At 53.6% G+C, this 15,808-nt stretch carries 18 protein-coding genes; 9 read left to right on the forward strand and 9 right to left on the reverse strand.

Annotation, left to right across the window (positions count from 1 at the left end; translation table 11 throughout):
* Positions 1–51 precede the first annotated feature (51 nt).
* Positions 52–1,605, forward strand: a complete 1,554-nt coding sequence (locus tag SERS4_RS0102535; protein WP_017891374.1) for a methyl-accepting chemotaxis protein — start codon at positions 52–54, stop codon at positions 1,603–1,605.
* Between the two features lie 36 nt (positions 1,606–1,641).
* Here SERS4_RS0102535 and fbp read toward each other — a convergent pair whose 3' ends face one another.
* Complete coding sequence (gene fbp / locus SERS4_RS0102540; RefSeq protein ID WP_012004925.1) at positions 1,642–2,646, reverse strand: class 1 fructose-bisphosphatase; 1,005 nt, start codon at positions 2,644–2,646, stop codon at positions 1,642–1,644.
* A gap of 168 nt (positions 2,647–2,814) precedes the next feature.
* On the opposite strand from fbp, the gene mpl reads away from it, so the two are divergent.
* Positions 2,815–4,194, forward strand: a complete 1,380-nt coding sequence (gene mpl / locus SERS4_RS0102545) for a UDP-N-acetylmuramate:L-alanyl-gamma-D-glutamyl-meso-diaminopimelate ligase (protein ID WP_012004926.1) — start codon at positions 2,815–2,817, stop codon at positions 4,192–4,194.
* 368 nt (positions 4,195–4,562) lie between these two features.
* On the opposite strand, the gene yhcN (SERS4_RS0102550) is transcribed toward mpl, so the two are convergent.
* From yhcN (SERS4_RS0102550) to argR, 3 genes are all read right to left on the reverse strand, one after another.
* Positions 4,563–4,826: a peroxide/acid stress response protein YhcN gene (gene yhcN, locus SERS4_RS0102550; protein ID WP_017891376.1), complete on the reverse strand. Its 264-nt coding sequence runs from the start codon at positions 4,824–4,826 to the stop codon at positions 4,563–4,565.
* A gap of 123 nt (positions 4,827–4,949) precedes the next feature.
* Positions 4,950–5,213: a peroxide/acid stress response protein YhcN gene (yhcN, locus tag SERS4_RS0102555; protein WP_012004928.1), complete on the reverse strand. Its 264-nt coding sequence runs from the start codon at positions 5,211–5,213 to the stop codon at positions 4,950–4,952.
* Between the two features lie 405 nt (positions 5,214–5,618).
* Complete coding sequence (gene argR, locus SERS4_RS0102560; RefSeq protein ID WP_004952803.1) at positions 5,619–6,089, reverse strand: transcriptional regulator ArgR; 471 nt, start codon at positions 6,087–6,089, stop codon at positions 5,619–5,621.
* 89 nt (positions 6,090–6,178) lie between these two features.
* Here argR and SERS4_RS27385 point away from each other — a divergent pair, with 89 nt between their 5' ends.
* Positions 6,179–6,304 (forward strand): hypothetical protein, encoded by a 126-nt coding sequence (locus SERS4_RS27385; protein ID WP_256378001.1) that lies wholly within the window; start codon positions 6,179–6,181, stop codon positions 6,302–6,304.
* Positions 6,305–6,555: 251 nt separating this feature from the next.
* The gene (gene mdh, locus SERS4_RS0102565; protein ID WP_012004929.1) at positions 6,556–7,494 is read left to right on the forward strand and encodes a malate dehydrogenase; all 939 of its coding nucleotides are present in this window, start codon (positions 6,556–6,558) and stop codon (positions 7,492–7,494) included.
* 68 nt (positions 7,495–7,562) lie between these two features.
* Here mdh and SERS4_RS0102570 read toward each other — a convergent pair whose 3' ends face one another.
* Complete coding sequence (locus SERS4_RS0102570; protein WP_012004930.1) at positions 7,563–7,823, reverse strand: helix-turn-helix transcriptional regulator; 261 nt, start codon at positions 7,821–7,823, stop codon at positions 7,563–7,565.
* Positions 7,824–8,005: 182 nt separating this feature from the next.
* Here SERS4_RS0102570 and SERS4_RS0102575 point away from each other — a divergent pair, with 182 nt between their 5' ends.
* Positions 8,006–8,356, forward strand: a complete 351-nt coding sequence (locus SERS4_RS0102575) for a DNA-binding protein (RefSeq protein WP_026142164.1) — start codon at positions 8,006–8,008, stop codon at positions 8,354–8,356.
* A gap of 49 nt (positions 8,357–8,405) precedes the next feature.
* Here SERS4_RS0102575 and ispB read toward each other — a convergent pair whose 3' ends face one another.
* A complete protein-coding gene (ispB, locus tag SERS4_RS0102580) occupies positions 8,406–9,377 on the reverse strand; it encodes an octaprenyl diphosphate synthase (protein WP_012004932.1) in 972 nt (323 codons plus the stop codon).
* 269 nt (positions 9,378–9,646) lie between these two features.
* Here ispB and rplU point away from each other — a divergent pair, with 269 nt between their 5' ends.
* From rplU to cgtA, 4 genes are all read left to right on the forward strand, one after another.
* Entirely contained in the window at positions 9,647–9,958 is a 312-nt protein-coding gene (gene rplU / locus SERS4_RS0102585; RefSeq protein ID WP_012004933.1) for a 50S ribosomal protein L21, read from the forward strand.
* Positions 9,959–9,975: 17 nt separating this feature from the next.
* Positions 9,976–10,233 carry a 50S ribosomal protein L27 gene (gene rpmA, locus SERS4_RS0102590; RefSeq protein ID WP_004933559.1) on the forward strand — a complete coding sequence of 86 codons (258 nt, stop codon included), beginning with the start codon at positions 9,976–9,978 and terminating at the stop codon, positions 10,231–10,233.
* Between the two features lie 105 nt (positions 10,234–10,338).
* Entirely contained in the window at positions 10,339–11,310 is a 972-nt protein-coding gene (locus SERS4_RS0102595) for a DMT family transporter (protein ID WP_017891378.1), read from the forward strand.
* Positions 11,311–11,326: 16 nt separating this feature from the next.
* Positions 11,327–12,499: an Obg family GTPase CgtA gene (gene cgtA / locus SERS4_RS0102600; protein WP_017891379.1), complete on the forward strand. Its 1,173-nt coding sequence runs from the start codon at positions 11,327–11,329 to the stop codon at positions 12,497–12,499.
* Positions 12,500–12,540: 41 nt separating this feature from the next.
* Here the strand turns inward: cgtA and pmrB are convergent, their stop codons facing one another.
* The 3 genes from pmrB to dacB are packed head-to-tail and all read right to left on the reverse strand — an operon-like array spanning position 12,541 to position 15,703.
* The gene (gene pmrB, locus SERS4_RS0102605; protein ID WP_017891380.1) at positions 12,541–13,602 is read right to left on the reverse strand and encodes a two-component system sensor histidine kinase PmrB; all 1,062 of its coding nucleotides are present in this window, start codon (positions 13,600–13,602) and stop codon (positions 12,541–12,543) included.
* On the reverse strand, positions 13,599–14,261 hold the full coding sequence (pmrA, locus tag SERS4_RS0102610) for a two-component system response regulator PmrA (RefSeq protein WP_012004937.1): 663 nt from the start codon (positions 14,259–14,261) through the stop codon (positions 13,599–13,601). Before pmrA ends, pmrB begins: the two co-directional genes overlap by 4 nt.
* Before the next feature lie 8 nt (positions 14,262–14,269).
* Positions 14,270–15,703, reverse strand: a complete 1,434-nt coding sequence (dacB, locus tag SERS4_RS0102615) for a serine-type D-Ala-D-Ala carboxypeptidase (RefSeq protein ID WP_012004938.1) — start codon at positions 15,701–15,703, stop codon at positions 14,270–14,272.
* Positions 15,704–15,808: the final 105 nt, after the last annotated feature.

Here is a 15,808-nt window from a genome sequence, read left to right on the forward strand (position 1 = left end):
TTTTACCTCCTCTACGTTAGAACTCACTATTTCTGAAGCCGGGAAGAACTCATGCTAAAAAAGATTACGGTCAAGGCCGGGCTGATTGCCTTGCTGAGTCTGATGACGCTGCTGTTGATTATGGTCAGCACCATCGGCGTCAACGCCATTAACGAAGGGTCGCGATCGTTGCACACCCTCAACCAGATTTTAGGGGAAGAACTGGGGTCGCTGGCCAGTAGCTCCAATCTGACGCTACGTGCCAGAACGGCCGCCTCCTTGGCGGTGCGCCAACGTGAAATCGGCCAGATCGAGGTATCCGACGCCACAGTGGGGCGCATCTATGATTACCTTGCACAGTCGAAACAGGAAATGGCGCGCTTTGTCAGCGTCGGCACCGTCACCGAACGTGGGCGTGAACTGTCCACTCGCTTGCAAAACAGTTACCGCGCCTATCTGGAGCAGGGCGTCAGACCGATGGCCGACGCCATCAAGGCCGGCAAGGTTGATGATTATTACGACATCCAGGAAACCAAAATCTCTGCCCTGAGCATCGCTTTCGAAAAGGACCTCAGCGATTTCCGCAGCTTTGCCATGAAGATCGGCCAGCAGCGAGTGCATGAGGCTGAAAGTAATGCCAGCACCAAGATTACCCTGATCCTGATCGCCGGCCTGCTCAGCGTATTGCTGGCGGTACTAGCCTGGTTCGCGCTGCGGGTGATCATTCTGCGCCCACTCGATGAGTCCATCGCCCAGTTGGAACATATCGCCGGCGGCGACCTGACGCACGACATCACCGGCGAAGGGGAAACCGAAATGGGTCGTCTGATCCGCGCGATGCAGCGGATGCAGCAGGCGCTGGTCAGTTCGGTCAGCAAGGTTCGTGATGCCAGCAGCCAAATTGACACCGGCTCACGCGAGCTGGCCGCCGGCAACCTGCATCTGGCGCAGCGCACCGAAGAGTCGGCCGCTTCGCTGGAGGAAACCGCTGCCAGTATGGAGCAACTGACCTCGACGGTGAAAATGAACGCCGAGAATTGCGAGCAGGCCAATCAGCTGGCGCTCAGCGTCTCTGATATTGCCAATCAGGGCAGTGAGGTCGTCAGCCAGGTGATGGACAAGATGCAGGCCATTACCGATAGCTCGCGGCGTATCGCCGATATTATCAGCGTGATGGACGGTATTTCCTTCCAGACTAATATTTTGGCGCTGAATGCGGCGGTAGAAGCGGCACGTGCGGGTGAACAAGGGCGCGGTTTTGCCGTGGTGGCGGGTGAAGTACGCAGCCTGGCTCAACGCAGCGCACAATCGGCCAAGGAGATCAAAGGGTTGATCGAAGCCTCGCAAAATCGGGTACAGGAAGGCGAGCAGATGGCCGAGTCCGCGGCGAAAACCATGAATGGTATAACCGGTGAGGTAGGGCGTGTGACGGCGTTGATGCGGGAAATTTCTGCGGCTACGCGTGAGCAAAGCAGCGGTATTGAACAGGTTAATCTGGCGGTGGCGCAGATGGATCAGGTGGCGCAGCAAAATGCGGCATTGGTCGAGGAGTCGGCGGCGGCAACGCGCTCGCTGGAGGATCAGGCCCAGTTGTTGGCCCAGAGTATGGCGGCGTTCAAACTATAATGCAGGGGGCGACAGGCGCCCCCCACATAGAACCGGTTATTCGTCCGGGTTCTCGGCGATAAAGCGCTCGGCGTCTTCCACCATGGATTTGGTGCCGACGAAGAACGGTGCACGCTGGTGCAGTTTCACCGGGGTAATGTCCAGAATACGGTTTTTACCGTCGCTGGCTTTACCGCCGGCCTGTTCCGCCAGGAACGCCATCGGGTTGCATTCATACAGCAGGCGCAGCTTGCCTTGCGGGTGGCTGGCGGTGCTTGGATAAATATAGATGCCGCCTTTGAGCAGGTTGCGGTGGAAGTCGGCAACCAGCGAACCGATGTAGCGTGAGGTATAAGGGCGCTGAGTGGCTTCATCCTGTTCCTGACAATATTTGATGTATTTCTTCACACCGCGCGGGAACTTGATGTAGTTACCTTCGTTGATGGAATACATATTGCCGGTAGCCGGGAAGCGAACTTTCTCATGGGAGAGGCAGAACACGCCCAGAGAAGGATCGTAGGTAAAGGCATGCACGCCATAACCGGTGGTGTACACCAGCATGGTGGATGAACCATAAACCACATAGCCGGCGGCGACCTGAGCGCTGCCAGGCTGCAGGAAGTCTTCTTCGGTCACGGGAATGCCGACCGGGGTAATGCGACGATAGATAGAGAAAATCGTACCGACCGAGACGTTGACATCGATGTTGGACGAACCGTCCAACGGATCCATCAGCACCACGTACTTGGCATTTTCAGCCCGCTCGCCGTCGAATATCACGATTTCATCTTCTTCTTCAGAAGCGATACCCGCAACTTCACCGCGTGCTTTCAATGCTGCTTTCAGCTTTTCGTTAGCGTACAGGTCCAGTTTCATCTGAACTTCACCCTGTACATTGGAAACGCCGCTGGTGCCGAGAATATCAACCAGACCCGCTTTGTTGATATCGCGGTGGATGATTTTGGCGCCCAGTTTAATTGCAGAAAGTAACGCTGTCAGCTCGCCGGTGGCGTGAGAGAAGTCGTGCTGTTTCTCGACGATAAATTCGCCTAACGTTTTCATGACACAATCCCTGAATCTACGGATGGGTAGCGGTTTGTTAACAAACCGCCAACGTATTCGCGAGCAGTGTAGCCCAAAGATGAACGCTATTCATAGGCAAATCCATTTCTTCTGGACGATTCTGAGCGTTAGAATGTGCCAACATTCGACGTACTCTATGAGAAAACTATGCGCATTCACATTCTTGGGATCTGTGGCACCTTTATGGGCGGGCTGGCGGTGCTGGCTCGTTCGCTAGGGCATGAGGTGACCGGCTCTGACGCTAATGTCTATCCGCCGATGAGCACGCTGTTGGAGAAAGAAGGGATCGCACTGATCCAGGGTTACGATCCGGCTCAGTTGGATCCTGCGCCGGATCTGGTGATCATCGGTAACGCCATGACGCGCGGTAATCCGTGTGTTGAAGCGGTACTGGAGCAGGGTATCCCTTACGTTTCCGGCCCACAGTGGCTGCATGATTATGTGCTGCGCGATCGCTGGGTACTGGCCGTTGCCGGGACACACGGCAAGACCACCACCGCCGGCATGGCAACCTGGATCCTGGAAGCCTGCGGCTACCAGCCGGGCTTTGTTATCGGTGGCGTGCCGGGCAACTTTGACGTTTCTGCTCGCCTGGGGGGCAGCCCGTTCTTTGTCATCGAAGCCGATGAATATGACTGCGCGTTCTTCGACAAGCGTTCCAAGTTTGTGCATTACAGCCCGCGCACGCTGATCCTGAACAATCTGGAGTTTGATCACGCCGACATCTTCGACGATCTGAAAGCGATCCAGAAACAGTTCCACCATCTGGTGCGTTTGGTGCCAGGCAAGGGCAAAATTATTTTGCCTGATAACGACAGCCACCTGAAACAGGTGATGGCGATGGGCTGCTGGAGTGAGCAGGAGCTGGTTGGGGAAGAAGGCGCATGGCGTGCACAGAAACTGACGCCGGACGCCAGCCATTATGCGGTTTTCCTTAATGGTGAGCAGGTGGGCGAAGTTAAGTGGTCGCTGGTGGGTGAACACAACATGCATAACGGTTTGATGGCCATTGCCGCCACGCGCCATGTGGGCGTGTTGCCTGAAGATGCCTGCCGCGCGCTCGGCGATTTTATCAATGCCCGCCGTCGTCTGGAGCTGCGTGGTGAAGCCAATGGCGTCACGGTATATGACGACTTTGCCCATCATCCAACGGCAATTCTGGCGACCCTGGCTGCGTTGCGTAGCAAGGTGGGTGGCACTGCCCGCATTCTGGCGGTGCTTGAACCGCGCTCCAACACCATGAAAATGGGCATCAGCAAGAACGATCTGGCCCCGTCGCTGGGTCGTGCCGATGAAGTCTTCCTGTTCCAGCCGCACCATATCCCCTGGCAGGTGGCGGAAGTGGCGGAAGCCTGCGTACAGCCGGCCCACTGGAGCGCCGATCTGGATACGCTGGTGGATATGATCGTGAAAACGGCTCAGCCGGGCGACCATATTCTGGTGATGAGTAACGGCGGCTTTGGGGGTATTCACGATCGGCTGCTGGAGGCTTTGGCCAACAAACCCGATCCGAAAGCCACCTATTGATTTTGATGACAAAGTCGTCTTTGAACCCGAGATACTCGGGCCTAGCGCACCGAGGGGCCATTATGGGACACATCCATGTGTCCCACCCTGCGGGCCGACTGGAAGTCGTTCCAATTTGCTCCCGGAAAATTGGTCGGCGGACAAGCCGCTACGACCCCATCGGCACGCTCTCCCTAATAACGGGCTTTGCCAGCGTCTAAGGGCCGATAGCGGCCCTTTTTTACGCCCATAAAAAAGCCCTCGCGAGCGAGGGCAACGGGGTTCGTCGGATAGGACGACGAATTTCTTCAGAGAATCAAAGCTTACGACAGAACTCGGCAGTGGCAGTGACGAGGGTAATCAGTTCGGTAAGCCTGTCCTCTGAATTGTTATTTATAGATTTCGGCGGTCGCGTGCCAGTTGCCGTTTTCATAGGCTTCGATCACGCGGTAGGCTTTAGCACCTTGTTTGTCGGCCTTGTCAGACAGCGCCTGACGAATATCGGAAGGTGCGCCGGTAATGCCGCTGGCGGTAATGGTACCGACAGACTGAAGATTGGTTGCCTGGTCATTTGTGATTAACGTAGCGGCAGAAGCCCCGAAGGAAACAACTGACAGCAGGCTAAGTCCGACGAGGGTAGATTTCATGCTCATGATATTAAGTCCTGTTGTGATAACCGCCTGGAAGGGCTTTTTCAGCGTTTTTATACTTGAAGGCCGTTATCGGGGTACTGGGTTCCAGAGTTTTATTGCCCGTTGCCGGGTAACGCCTTGTACTTATTTGTAAATTTCTGCGGTCGCGTGGAAGTTGCCTTCGTTGCGCGCTTCGATCACACGGTAAGCGGTTGCCCCTTTGGCATCGGCTTTTTCAGACAGTGCCTGACGGATGTCTGAAGGTGCACCGGCAACACCGCTGACGGTGATAGTGCCTGCAGACTGCATATTTGCAGCCTGATTTGCATCAACAGATTGTGCTGCAAATGCGCCGAAAGAAAGCATGGATAGAACGCTCATGGTTGCGATGGTAGCTTTAATTTTCATTTTCTCACCTTATCGTATTCTTTTATCAGTTCCTGTGAACTGTGATTTACGTCACGGAAATGAGTATACATCTAGTAACGCGAAAAATTAATAGTTAGCTAACAGTTTCTTGTGAAACTTTATTATGGTGTTGCTTATTTTTAATAACCATATGGAATAAAAAACGCTTATAAAACGATCTTTCAATGTTAAATTTATGTGATTTCAATAAGGTAAGTGCTTTTGACCAAAAGTGCGGAAGATCACAGCAGCTATCACTGGTTACGTACCAATGTCATTGAAATGTGCTGCAGCGCGACAGGAATCTGGTTTTAAACGTGGCAAGGAATGAGGGAAAGGTAAGGATAGGGTTAAAGAAGCGCTAACAAAACGCGACGGTTAGCCGCATTTTGTTAGCGCACTACATCATAACTCTTGTTCGAACAGCGACAGGATGGCTTCGTATAACTGACGAGCGGTAAAGCTGCTGGCCGGGGTTACGAAAATAGTGTCGTCACCGGCGATGGTGCCGAGAATACCTTCTGATTTACCCAGCGAGTCCAGCAGGCGGGCAATTAACTGCGCGGCGCCGGGGCTGGTGTGGATCACCACCACGGCGTCGTTATGATCGACGTCCAGCACCAGGTTCTTCAGCGGGCTGGTAGTGGTAGGCACGCCGAGCTCGGCTGGAAGGCAATACACCATTTCCATTTTGGCATTACGCGTACGCACCGCGCCGAACTTGGTCAGCATGCGCGATACTTTGGATTGGTTGATGTTTTCGAAGCCTTCTTCTTGCAGCGCCAAAACGATCTCGCCTTGAGAACTGAATTTTTCTTCTTTCAATAACGCTTTAAACGCTTTGATCAGATCTTCCTGCTTTGCGGGATTACGCATTTTGCACCGTGGAATGTTGACAGTAGAAGTGATTATTATGCATATAAATGAATTTTTATGCAATAAAATGGCGTCCGGAAAAAATAATAATGGCCGGACAATGGGGAAAGGGCGGCATTTTAACAAAATCCGTATCCCATGAATATGCCCTTTCCATGACCGAAGGATCCGTCTGTGGTGGTAAAGAAAATGTTATTAAAATGATGTTGTTCTGATGTTATGTAAGGGTGTAATGTAACCGCCGGTTAACTTGCTCGTGAATAACCTCGCAGTATTTTTGATTAGTGTGCGCTATGCCCTTAATGCATAAGCGATTTAATCTAAGATAAGCGCGACATCGGTCGATTTATTGCGCCAGTTCTCAAACAGACTGTTAAGAGATTGTTTTTAAAGGTGTAATAATTTAAGGTCCGTACCCAACATATTCACGGCGCTTTATATATTTAAGATAATAAAGGAGTATAGGATGAAAGTTGCAGTTCTCGGTGCTGCTGGCGGTATCGGCCAGGCCCTCGCCCTTCTACTCAAAACCCAGCTTCCTTCAGGTTCTGAACTCTCTCTCTACGACATTGCCCCCGTTACCCCAGGCGTTGCCGTCGACTTAAGCCACATCCCAACCGCAGTTAAAATCAAAGGCTTCAGTGGCGAAGACGCTACTCCAGCTCTGCACGGTGCAGACGTGGTACTGATCTCTGCCGGCGTTGCACGTAAACCAGGCATGGATCGTTCAGATCTGTTTAACGTGAACGCGGGCATTGTGCGTAATCTGATCCAGCAAGTGGCAACAACCTGCCCGAAAGCCTGCATCGGCATTATCACCAACCCGGTTAACACCACCGTGGCTATCGCAGCAGAAGTGCTGAAGAAAGCCGGCGTGTATGACAAAAACAAACTGTTTGGCGTGACCTCGCTGGACATTATCCGTTCCAACACCTTCGTGGCCGAGCTGAAAGGCAAGCAGCCGGAAGAGTTGAACGTACCGGTTATCGGTGGGCACTCTGGCGTGACTATCTTGCCGTTGTTGTCACAGATCCCGGGCGTCAGCTTCACTGACCAGGAAGTTGCTGATCTGACCAAGCGTATCCAGAATGCGGGTACTGAAGTGGTTGAAGCTAAAGCCGGCGGCGGGTCTGCAACTCTGTCAATGGGCCAGGCGGCGGCGCGTTTCGGCTTGTCTCTGGTTCGTGCGCTGCAGGGCGAAAAAGGCGTGGTGGAGTGTGCTTACGTGGAAGGCGATGGCAAATATGCCCGCTTCTTCGCACAGCCTCTGGTGCTGGGTAAGAACGGCGTTGAAGAACGCAAGGACATCGGTACTCTGAGCGCATTCGAGCAGAAAGCGCTGGACGATATGCTGGATGTTCTGCACAAAGATATCGAACTGGGCGAAAAGTTTATCAATAACTGATCATTCAGTGGTGCATGAGTATGCATAGGCCGCCGGACAGCGTACCGGCGGTTTTTTTATGCCTGTAGCTATGTGCGGATGCGGGCTTTTCGATCCAGCAGGTGATGGGTATGTGGGTCGAAATAGCGGCTTGGCCAGATCTCCGCAGGATGGATGTTAAGTGCTTCAGCAATTAACCATTCCCCTTTTGGCCAGGGGCGCGACAGCGCGTTTGCCAGTGTTGATGAGCTAAGCCCCGCCTTGCGCGAAACCGCCGCCAGTGTTGTCCCCTTCTTACGTAGAGCCGCAATGATATCCGCCGGATGCCAGTCCTTGTTCCTTGAGTTCATGTTTGCATTCCTTTTTTGATTAGCGAAAGTTCTGTTAGTGGTATAACTAACAGGTCAAGATTAATCGTTTGAACAACATGAAGCGCTTATACGGAAACTAGGATACCACTAAATTTCTTAAAAAATATCCCATAAATTTCCCAAAAAAAGATATTTGCCGACTTTGCCCAGAGAACATGGCTATGAAAAAAGAGTGGTTTGCCGCCAAGGAACTGACAGGCGTGGCAGGATTACCTTCCTCACCACAGGGAATAAATTTGATGGCACGTCGGGAAGGCTGGAACAGCCGTCGGCGCAAGGGCGTGCAGGGGAAAGCGCTGGAATACCATATTGACAGCCTGCCTGCGGGAACGCGCAATTTGCTGGTTTTGAAAGAAGAGCCTGCCAGCTATCAGGTTGAACGCAAAGATCCGCTAGTCGTGTGGATTGAGTACTACTATCACCTGACAGAGTGCGAACGTGAGAAGGTATTGGCGTTCTTGGTACGAGAAGGGATCGGTAGCTTGCTGGCACGTATTTCAGCAGATAAATGATCAGACCCGCAGTGCGGGTCTGTGGAAACAATAATATTCTTATAGTTTCTTAAAAATCGCGTTGGACCGCAAGATGCGCTAATCCTTCCAGCGCGGAGCGATGTGGCGATTCGGGTAGAACCTGCAAGGCGGCAATGGCCTTGTCAGCCTCTTCCTCAGCCCGTTGGCGGGTATACTCCAGTGAGCCGCATTGCTGCATGGCTTGCAACACCGGTTCCAGCAAATGACGGCCGTTACCCTGTTCAATCGCCCCGCGGATCATGGCTTTCTGCTCACCCTCGCTGTTATGCATGGCGTGCAGTAGCGGCAATGTCGGCTTTCCTTCATTGAGATCGTCACCGGTATTTTTGCCCAGTGTACTGCCGTCGGCACTGTAATCGAGCAGATCGTCGATCAACTGGAAAGCGGTGCCAAGATAGCGACCGTAATCCTGCAGTGCTTTTTCTTCAGCAACGCTTGCGTCTGACAGGATCGCCGAAGATTGCGCCGCCGCTTCAAACAGACGTGCGGTTTTACTGTAGATCACCCGCATGTAGCTTTCTTCGGTAATGTCAGGATCGTTGACGTTCATTAACTGCAGAACTTCACCTTCGGCAATCACGTTAACCGCCTCAGACATCAGTGCCAATACGCGCAGCGATTCCAGACTGGTCATCATCTGGAAAGCACGCGTATAGATGAAGTCGCCGACCAGGACGCTGGCGGCATTGCCGAAGGCGGCATTGGCGGTGGCCTTGCCGCGGCGCATATCTGATTCATCCACCACGTCATCATGCAGTAGAGTAGCGGTGTGAATGAATTCGATCAGCGCGGCAACGGTAATGTGTTTATCACCCTGATAATGCAAAGCCCGCGCCGCCAGAACGGCGATCATCGGGCGGATGCGTTTACCGCCACCACTGATAATGTAATAGCCAAGCTGATTGATGAGCGTGACATCGGAATTCAGCTGTTCGAGAATTGTTGCGTTCACGGCCGCCATATCTTGCGCGGTTAACTCGGTAATTTGCTCTAGGTTCATTGTATTTTTTTCAGCTGTGTTTCTCTTCACCGCGTTGAGATCGCTGCTCACATCGGTACATGGCGGTAACTGTCCCCCTGATTGTACTTGAAAAACGGCTCAGATAAACGCCATGAAAGAAACTGTGCTTTTTTTCTTCTTTTTTCTGCTTCTGGTCTTATTCTGCTCTTGTCATACGCTGGATTATTGCGTAGAATTCGCGCCCTATTGTGAATATTTATAGCGCGCTCTGTACTGAACAGTTGGGCACGCGGAAAGCGGAGTTTTATATGTACGCGGTTTTCCAAAGTGGTGGTAAACAACACCGAGTAAGCGAAGGTCAAACCATTCGCTTGGAAAAGCTGGACATCGCAACTGGTGAAGCAGTTGAGTTTGACCAGATTCTGATGATCGCTAATGGCGAAGATATCAAAATCGGCGTTCCTTACGTCGATGGCGGTAAGATCAAAGCTGAAGTCGTTGCTCACGGTCGTGGCGAGAAAATTAAGATCGTTAAGTTTCGTCGTCGTAAGCACCATCGTAAGCAGCAGGGCCACCGTCAGTGGTTCACTGACGTTAAAATCACCGGCATCAGCGCTTAAGTTAGGGGAGCAGATTAATGGCACACAAAAAGGCTGGCGGCTCGACTCGTAACGGTCGCGATTCAGAAGCTAAACGTCTGGGCGTAAAACGCTTTGGCGGCGAAGCAGTACTGGCAGGCAGCATCATCGTTCGTCAGCGCGGCACTAAATTCCACGCTGGTACCAACGTGGGTTGCGGCAAAGACCACACTCTGTTTGCTTTGAAAGACGGTAAAGTCAAATTCGAAGTTAAAGGCCCGAGCAATCGTAAATTTATCAGCATCGAAGCTGAATAATTTTTCGAGCCTTACTAAATAGATGTAAGCCCCGCAATTCGTTGCGGGGCTTTTTACATTTATGGGCTGCTTATGCATCGGCCCGTCAGCGCTGGCAAAGGTAAGATGGAAACAAAACAGCAGGTCGGAATTGGCATTTCTCTGGCGGTGACTACGGCAGTTTGCTGGGGCGCATTGCCGATTGCGATGAAAGAAGTGCTGGTAGTGATGGATCCGTTTACCATCGTTTGGTATCGATTTACCATGGCTGCACTTGGGTTGGGGCTTATTTTGGCCGTGCGCGGCAAGTTGCCGCCGGTGACCCTGTTCCGTCAACCGCGCTGGTTGTTGATTCTGGCCATCGCCACCGCAGGCCTGCTGGGGAATTTTATTTTCTTCAGCTCTTCGCTGCAGTATCTCAGCCCGACAGCATCACAGGTGATCGGCCAGTTATCGCCGGTCGGCATGATGTTTGCCAGCGTGCTGATTTTAAAAGAGCGGATGCGCATCACTCAGGTGATTGGTGCGCTGATGCTGATCTGCGGGTTGCTGTTGTTTTTCAACGTCAGCCTGATTGAGATTTTCACCCGCCTGACAGATTACACCCTTGGGGTGTTGTTAGGGGTGTGTGCGGCAATGGTCTGGGTCACTTATGGCGTTGCGCAGAAAGTGTTGCTGCGTCGATTAGCCTCGCCGCAAATTCTGGTAATGTTGTACACTTTATGTGCAGTGGCGTTATTTCCTCTGGCCAGGCCGGAGGGGATTTTCCAGCTCAGCGGCTGGCAATTAGCCTGTTTGCTGTTCTGTGGTGCCAACACGTTGATTGGTTATGGTGCGCTGGCTGAAGCAATGGCGCGCTGGCAGGCGGCACAGGTGAGTGCGTTAGTTACGCTGACACCGCTGTTTACCCTGCTTTTTTCAGATTTATTGGCGCTGGCCTGGCCACACGTATTCGCCGCCCCGACCTTAAATGTCGTCGGCTATGTCGGTGCTTTCGTAGTGGTAGCGGGCGCCATGTTTTCCGCAATTGGTCACCGTTGGTGGCCGCGACGGGCAGAACCCCGCCTGGTTGCTCCTTTGAAGCAGCCCGGTGAATGATTTACGGAGACGGTAAATGAAGTTTGTAGATGAAGCAGCGATCTTGGTCGTTGCAGGTGACGGTGGTAATGGTTGCGTCAGCTTCCGTCGCGAAAAATATATCCCGAACGGCGGGCCTGATGGCGGTGACGGCGGCGATGGCGGCGACGTCTATCTGTTGGCGGACGAAAACCTCAACACGCTGATCGACTACCGCTTTGAGAAATCTTTCCGCGCCGAACGTGGCCAGAATGGTCAGAGCCGTGACTGTACCGGTAAGCGTGGCAAAGATATTACCATCAAGGTTCCGGTTGGTACTCGCGTGCAGGATCAGGGCACCGGCGAAATCCTCGGCGACATGACCCGTCACGAGCAGCGTCTGATGGTGGCGAAGGGCGGTTGGCACGGTTTGGGCAACACCCGTTTTAAATCATCCGTTAACCGTGCTCCGCGCCAGAAAACGCTGGGCACCGCCGGTGAGGCTCGTGACATCCTGCTGGAGCTGTTGCTGCTGGCGGATGTGGGTATGTTAGGCCTGCCGAACGCCGGCAAGTCGACCTTTATCCGTGCAGTCTCTGCTGCAAAGCCAAAAGTTGCCGACTATCCGTTTACCACTCTGGTGCCAAGCCTGGGTGTGGTACGTATGGATCACGAGCAAAGCTTCGTGGTTGCCGATATTCCGGGGCTGATCGAAGGTGCCTCTGACGGCGCTGGCCTGGGTATTCGCTTCCTGAAGCATCTGGAGCGCTGCCGCGTGCTGTTGCACCTGGTGGATATCGCCCCGATCGATGAATCTGATCCGGTAGAAAACGCCAAAATCATCATCAACGAATTGAATCAGTACAGCGAGAATCTGTCGCAGAAGCCACGCTGGCTGGTTTTCAACAAGATTGATGTGATTGGTGAAGAAGAAGCTGCCGAACGTGCCAAGGCGATTGCAGAGGGCATGGGCTGGGAAGGTAAGTATTACATGATCTCCGCCGTCAATCGTGAAGGCGTCAACGCGCTGTGCTGGGATGTGATGAAGTTTATCAATACCCAACCGAAAGCCATGGCAATTGAAGAAAGCGCGCCGGAGAAAGTCGAGTTCATGTGGGATGATTATCACCGTGAACAGATCGCTGAAGTGGAAGCTGAAGCGGATGACGACTGGGATGACGACTGGGATGAAGAAGACGACGAAGGCGTTGAAATCATTTACCAGAAGTAATCTTGTGAAGAGAGGGGCTCAGTTAACACTGGGCCCTTTTTTTATTTCAGGGCGTTTTCCGGGAGCCAGCATCGTGCATCGAGCCCGCTGGTATCCCGACGGTTTTGCAACGTTAAACGCCCCTGATGCAGCTGCACAATACGAGTTACGATATTCAATCCCAACCCACTGCCGCCATAGCGTTGATCCATACGGCGGAAGGCCTGCGTGAGTTCACCCGCTGTTTCCTCTTTGACGCCCGGACCTTCATCGATCACCTGTAGTCGGTAACCGCGTTCCTGCGCAGAAAGTTGTACCTGGATCCTGCTGCCCTCAGGGCTATATCGATGGGCATTTTCCACCAGGTTACGCAGCAGCAGACGTAACAGTACCGGGTCACCATGCACCGGGGCGGTGGTCGGAAGCTGCCATTGCAAACTTTGCCCGCGTTGTGTGGCCAACTCCTCGAGTTCTTCCCGCAGCGGTTGGATCACATCGCTCACCCAATCGAAGCGTTGATAATGGCCACTAGCAAAATCTTGCCCGGCGCGTGCAAGCATCAGCAATTGTTCGACGGTGTGCATCAGTTGGTCAATGCGCTTAATCAGTGGCCTACTTTGCGGGACCCCCTGTTTTTCCATTAACTCCAGATGCAGGCGGATCCCCGCCAGAGGGGTGCGTAGCTCATGAGCGGCGTCGGCAGTAAACAGCCGTTCCTGCTGGATGGTGTTATCCAGCCGCGAGAACAATTGGTTGAGCGTAGTGGTGACCGACATTATTTCGAGGCTGTCGCTGTTGAGCGGCAGCGGCGTCAGGTTATCGGCGGAACGCTTTTCCAGCCGTTGTTGCAACTGATTGAGCGGGCGGATTATCCAACTGATAGCCCAAAATGAGGCGAGCAAAGTCACGACCATCATGATCAGTGAAGGGGCGAGCAGTGAGGCTATTGCTTCGGCGATTTCCGTATCGACACGCTCGGTGCGAACCTTGGCCGACAGGGTTTCATCCACCAGGAAGCTGATTTGCTCCTGGCTTTCATGCCACAACCAAAAGGCACTGATAAGCTGGGTGACCAAAAGGATCAGCGCCAGCATCAACAACAGACGACGGCGCATGCTGATCATGATGAGGACTCCAGACGATAGCCGATACCGCGAACGGTACGGATGCGATCTTTACCCAATTTGCGACGCAGATTATGGATATGTACTTCCAGCGTGTTGGAGCCCAAATCGTCCTGCCAGGTATAGAGATCCTGCTGCAGCAGTTCACGATTGACCGTTTGCCCGGCGCGCATCATCAGACGTGACAGGATGGCGAACTCTTTCGGGGTGACTTCCACCGGCTGTTGTTGAACATAAACCTGCTGACTGGAGAGATTGAGTTGGAGGTCATCGAGCTGCATGAGGTTGTCACTGTGACCCTGATAGCGACGGATCAGCGCCCGCACGCGCGCCTGCAGTTCAACCAACGCGAAGGGTTTCACCAGATAATCGTCGGCGCCGGCATCCAGCCCATCAACACGGTCTTCAAGCGCATCGCGAGCGGTCAGGATCAGCACCGGCAGCTCGACTTGCTGACGGCGCCACTGCCGAAGCAGGCTGGCACCGTCCATGTCAGGCAGGCCCAGATCGAGGATAATCATGCTGTACTGACTGGTGAGGAGCAGGGCATTGGCCTCCGCCGCCGTAGCCGCGCAGTCGCAGGCATAGCCCTCCCCAGCTAATGCCAGGGCCAGGCCTTGCTGCAGCAGCTCATCGTCTTCAACAATCAGCAGTTTCATCGTAACCCTCAGTTATTCTGATAAATATCCCGGTACAGACGGCTTTCGAAACGCACCAGTGGAGCGCGGCGCTGTTTTTGATCTTCCGGCGGCACGGCATAGCCCGACAGATACTGTACGAATGCAAAACGCTGGCCGCTGGCGGTGGTGATAAACCCGGCCAGGTTGTACACGCCTTGCAACGCCCCGGTTTTAGCGGAAACCTTCCCGTCGACACCGGCTTCATGCAGGCCGCCACGGTAACGTAAGGTGCCGTCATAGCCAGACAGCGGCAGCATTGAAATAAAGTTCAGCTCACTGTCATGCTGCGCGATGTACTGCAACGCCTGCATCATGGTTGCCGGGGCCAGCAGGTTATGGCGTGACAGGCCTGAGCCGTCCACCACGATGCTGTTGCCCAAATCGACACCGGCTTTCTGACGAAGTACCTGACGCACGGCATCGGCACCGGCACGCCAGGTGCCCGGCACGCCAAAACGTTCATGGCCGATAGTGCGGAATACGGTATCGGCAATCATGTTGTCCGATTTCTTCAGCATGATCTTCAGCAATTCGTGCAGAGGCGCCGATTGAGCCTGTGCGATCACCGTTCCCTTCAGGCCAGGTTGGGTCTGACGCTTCAGGTGGCCGTCGATCTGAATGCCGGCCTGCGTCAGCTCATCTTTCAAAATAGCCCCGGCATAGCTGGCACCATCCTGAATGGCGAAGGCCAGCGGCAGCGGATCGCTGCGTTGGGTCAGACAGCCGGTCAGAGTAAAGCGATTCAACTCGCCCGGCACCACATCCAGCTCACAATATTGGGCATCTGCGGAGCCTTTCGCCAGCGTACGCACCTGGCTGAACATATTGACCGGGTAATACGAGGCCACGCGAATAAAGGCCATATCGCCCGGATTTGGCGCGCTGTACAACGACACAGAGAAACAGTTGCGATCGACTATCGCCGCTGCCGGCGGTGCGCTGAAGCACTGGGTCAGGTCGTTCCACGGCCAGCCGGGGGCTTTGTCATGGCTGGCGAATACCGAAGTATCGACCAGCACATCGCCGGTGATCTGGCGGACACCCTGCTTTTTCAGGATCGCCACCATGTTACGCAGGCTTTGGCGCTTAAAGGTCGGATCGCCGCTGAAGCGGGCAATCAGGTTGCCACGCAGCACGCCGTCACTGATATCACCCTGGCTTTCCAGCGTGGTGGTGAAGCGATAGTCGGGGCCGAGCTGCAATAATGCAGCCAGCGCGGTCAGCACTTTCTGGGTACTGGCCGGCAACGCCATTTGCTGAGAGTGATAATCGATGGTCGGTGCGTCTGCGCCGATCTTCTGAACTACCAGGGCAAGGTTGGCCCCATCAGGCAAATATTGTGTGTAATCTTCAACCGGGGCCGCATTCGCATTTAGAACAAATGCGCAAGCCAATGCACTGACAATTCGTGAAAAACGCATAATCTCGGGATAACAGCTGGATAACGTGCCGTCATACTACGGTGCATTCAGGGAAAAAGTAAACGATGACCCTCAAGGAACTCTAAGCTAAAATGCGTATCAAAA

Origin of the sequence: Serratia sp. S4, from assembly GCF_000347995.1 — a bacterium.
In the GTDB taxonomy this organism is placed as follows: Bacteria; Pseudomonadota; Gammaproteobacteria; order Enterobacterales; family Enterobacteriaceae; genus Serratia; species Serratia quinivorans.

Excerpts from the sequence above, each read along its gene's own strand:
- SERS4_RS0102535 (WP_017891374.1), top strand. The coding sequence starts at position 52 with ATGCTAAAAAAGATTACGGTCAAGGCCGGGCTGATTGCCTTGCTGAGT.
- fbp (WP_012004925.1), bottom strand. The coding sequence starts at position 2,646 with ATGAAAACGTTAGGCGAATTTATCGTCGAGAAACAGCACGACTTCTCT.
- mpl (WP_012004926.1), top strand. The coding sequence starts at position 2,815 with ATGCGCATTCACATTCTTGGGATCTGTGGCACCTTTATGGGCGGGCTG.
- yhcN (WP_017891376.1), bottom strand. The coding sequence starts at position 4,826 with ATGAGCATGAAATCTACCCTCGTCGGACTTAGCCTGCTGTCAGTTGTT.
- yhcN (WP_012004928.1), bottom strand. The coding sequence starts at position 5,213 with ATGAAAATTAAAGCTACCATCGCAACCATGAGCGTTCTATCCATGCTT.
- argR (WP_004952803.1), bottom strand. The coding sequence starts at position 6,089 with ATGCGTAATCCCGCAAAGCAGGAAGATCTGATCAAAGCGTTTAAAGCG.
- SERS4_RS27385 (WP_256378001.1), top strand. The coding sequence starts at position 6,179 with ATGGCCGGACAATGGGGAAAGGGCGGCATTTTAACAAAATCCGTATCC.
- mdh (WP_012004929.1), top strand. The coding sequence starts at position 6,556 with ATGAAAGTTGCAGTTCTCGGTGCTGCTGGCGGTATCGGCCAGGCCCTC.
- SERS4_RS0102570 (WP_012004930.1), bottom strand. The coding sequence starts at position 7,823 with ATGAACTCAAGGAACAAGGACTGGCATCCGGCGGATATCATTGCGGCT.
- SERS4_RS0102575 (WP_026142164.1), top strand. The coding sequence starts at position 8,006 with ATGAAAAAAGAGTGGTTTGCCGCCAAGGAACTGACAGGCGTGGCAGGA.
- ispB (WP_012004932.1), bottom strand. The coding sequence starts at position 9,377 with ATGAACCTAGAGCAAATTACCGAGTTAACCGCGCAAGATATGGCGGCC.
- rplU (WP_012004933.1), top strand. The coding sequence starts at position 9,647 with ATGTACGCGGTTTTCCAAAGTGGTGGTAAACAACACCGAGTAAGCGAA.
- rpmA (WP_004933559.1), top strand. The coding sequence starts at position 9,976 with ATGGCACACAAAAAGGCTGGCGGCTCGACTCGTAACGGTCGCGATTCA.
- SERS4_RS0102595 (WP_017891378.1), top strand. The coding sequence starts at position 10,339 with ATGGAAACAAAACAGCAGGTCGGAATTGGCATTTCTCTGGCGGTGACT.
- cgtA (WP_017891379.1), top strand. The coding sequence starts at position 11,327 with ATGAAGTTTGTAGATGAAGCAGCGATCTTGGTCGTTGCAGGTGACGGT.
- pmrB (WP_017891380.1), bottom strand. The coding sequence starts at position 13,602 with ATGATCAGCATGCGCCGTCGTCTGTTGTTGATGCTGGCGCTGATCCTT.
- pmrA (WP_012004937.1), bottom strand. The coding sequence starts at position 14,261 with ATGAAACTGCTGATTGTTGAAGACGATGAGCTGCTGCAGCAAGGCCTG.
- dacB (WP_012004938.1), bottom strand. The coding sequence starts at position 15,703 with ATGCGTTTTTCACGAATTGTCAGTGCATTGGCTTGCGCATTTGTTCTA.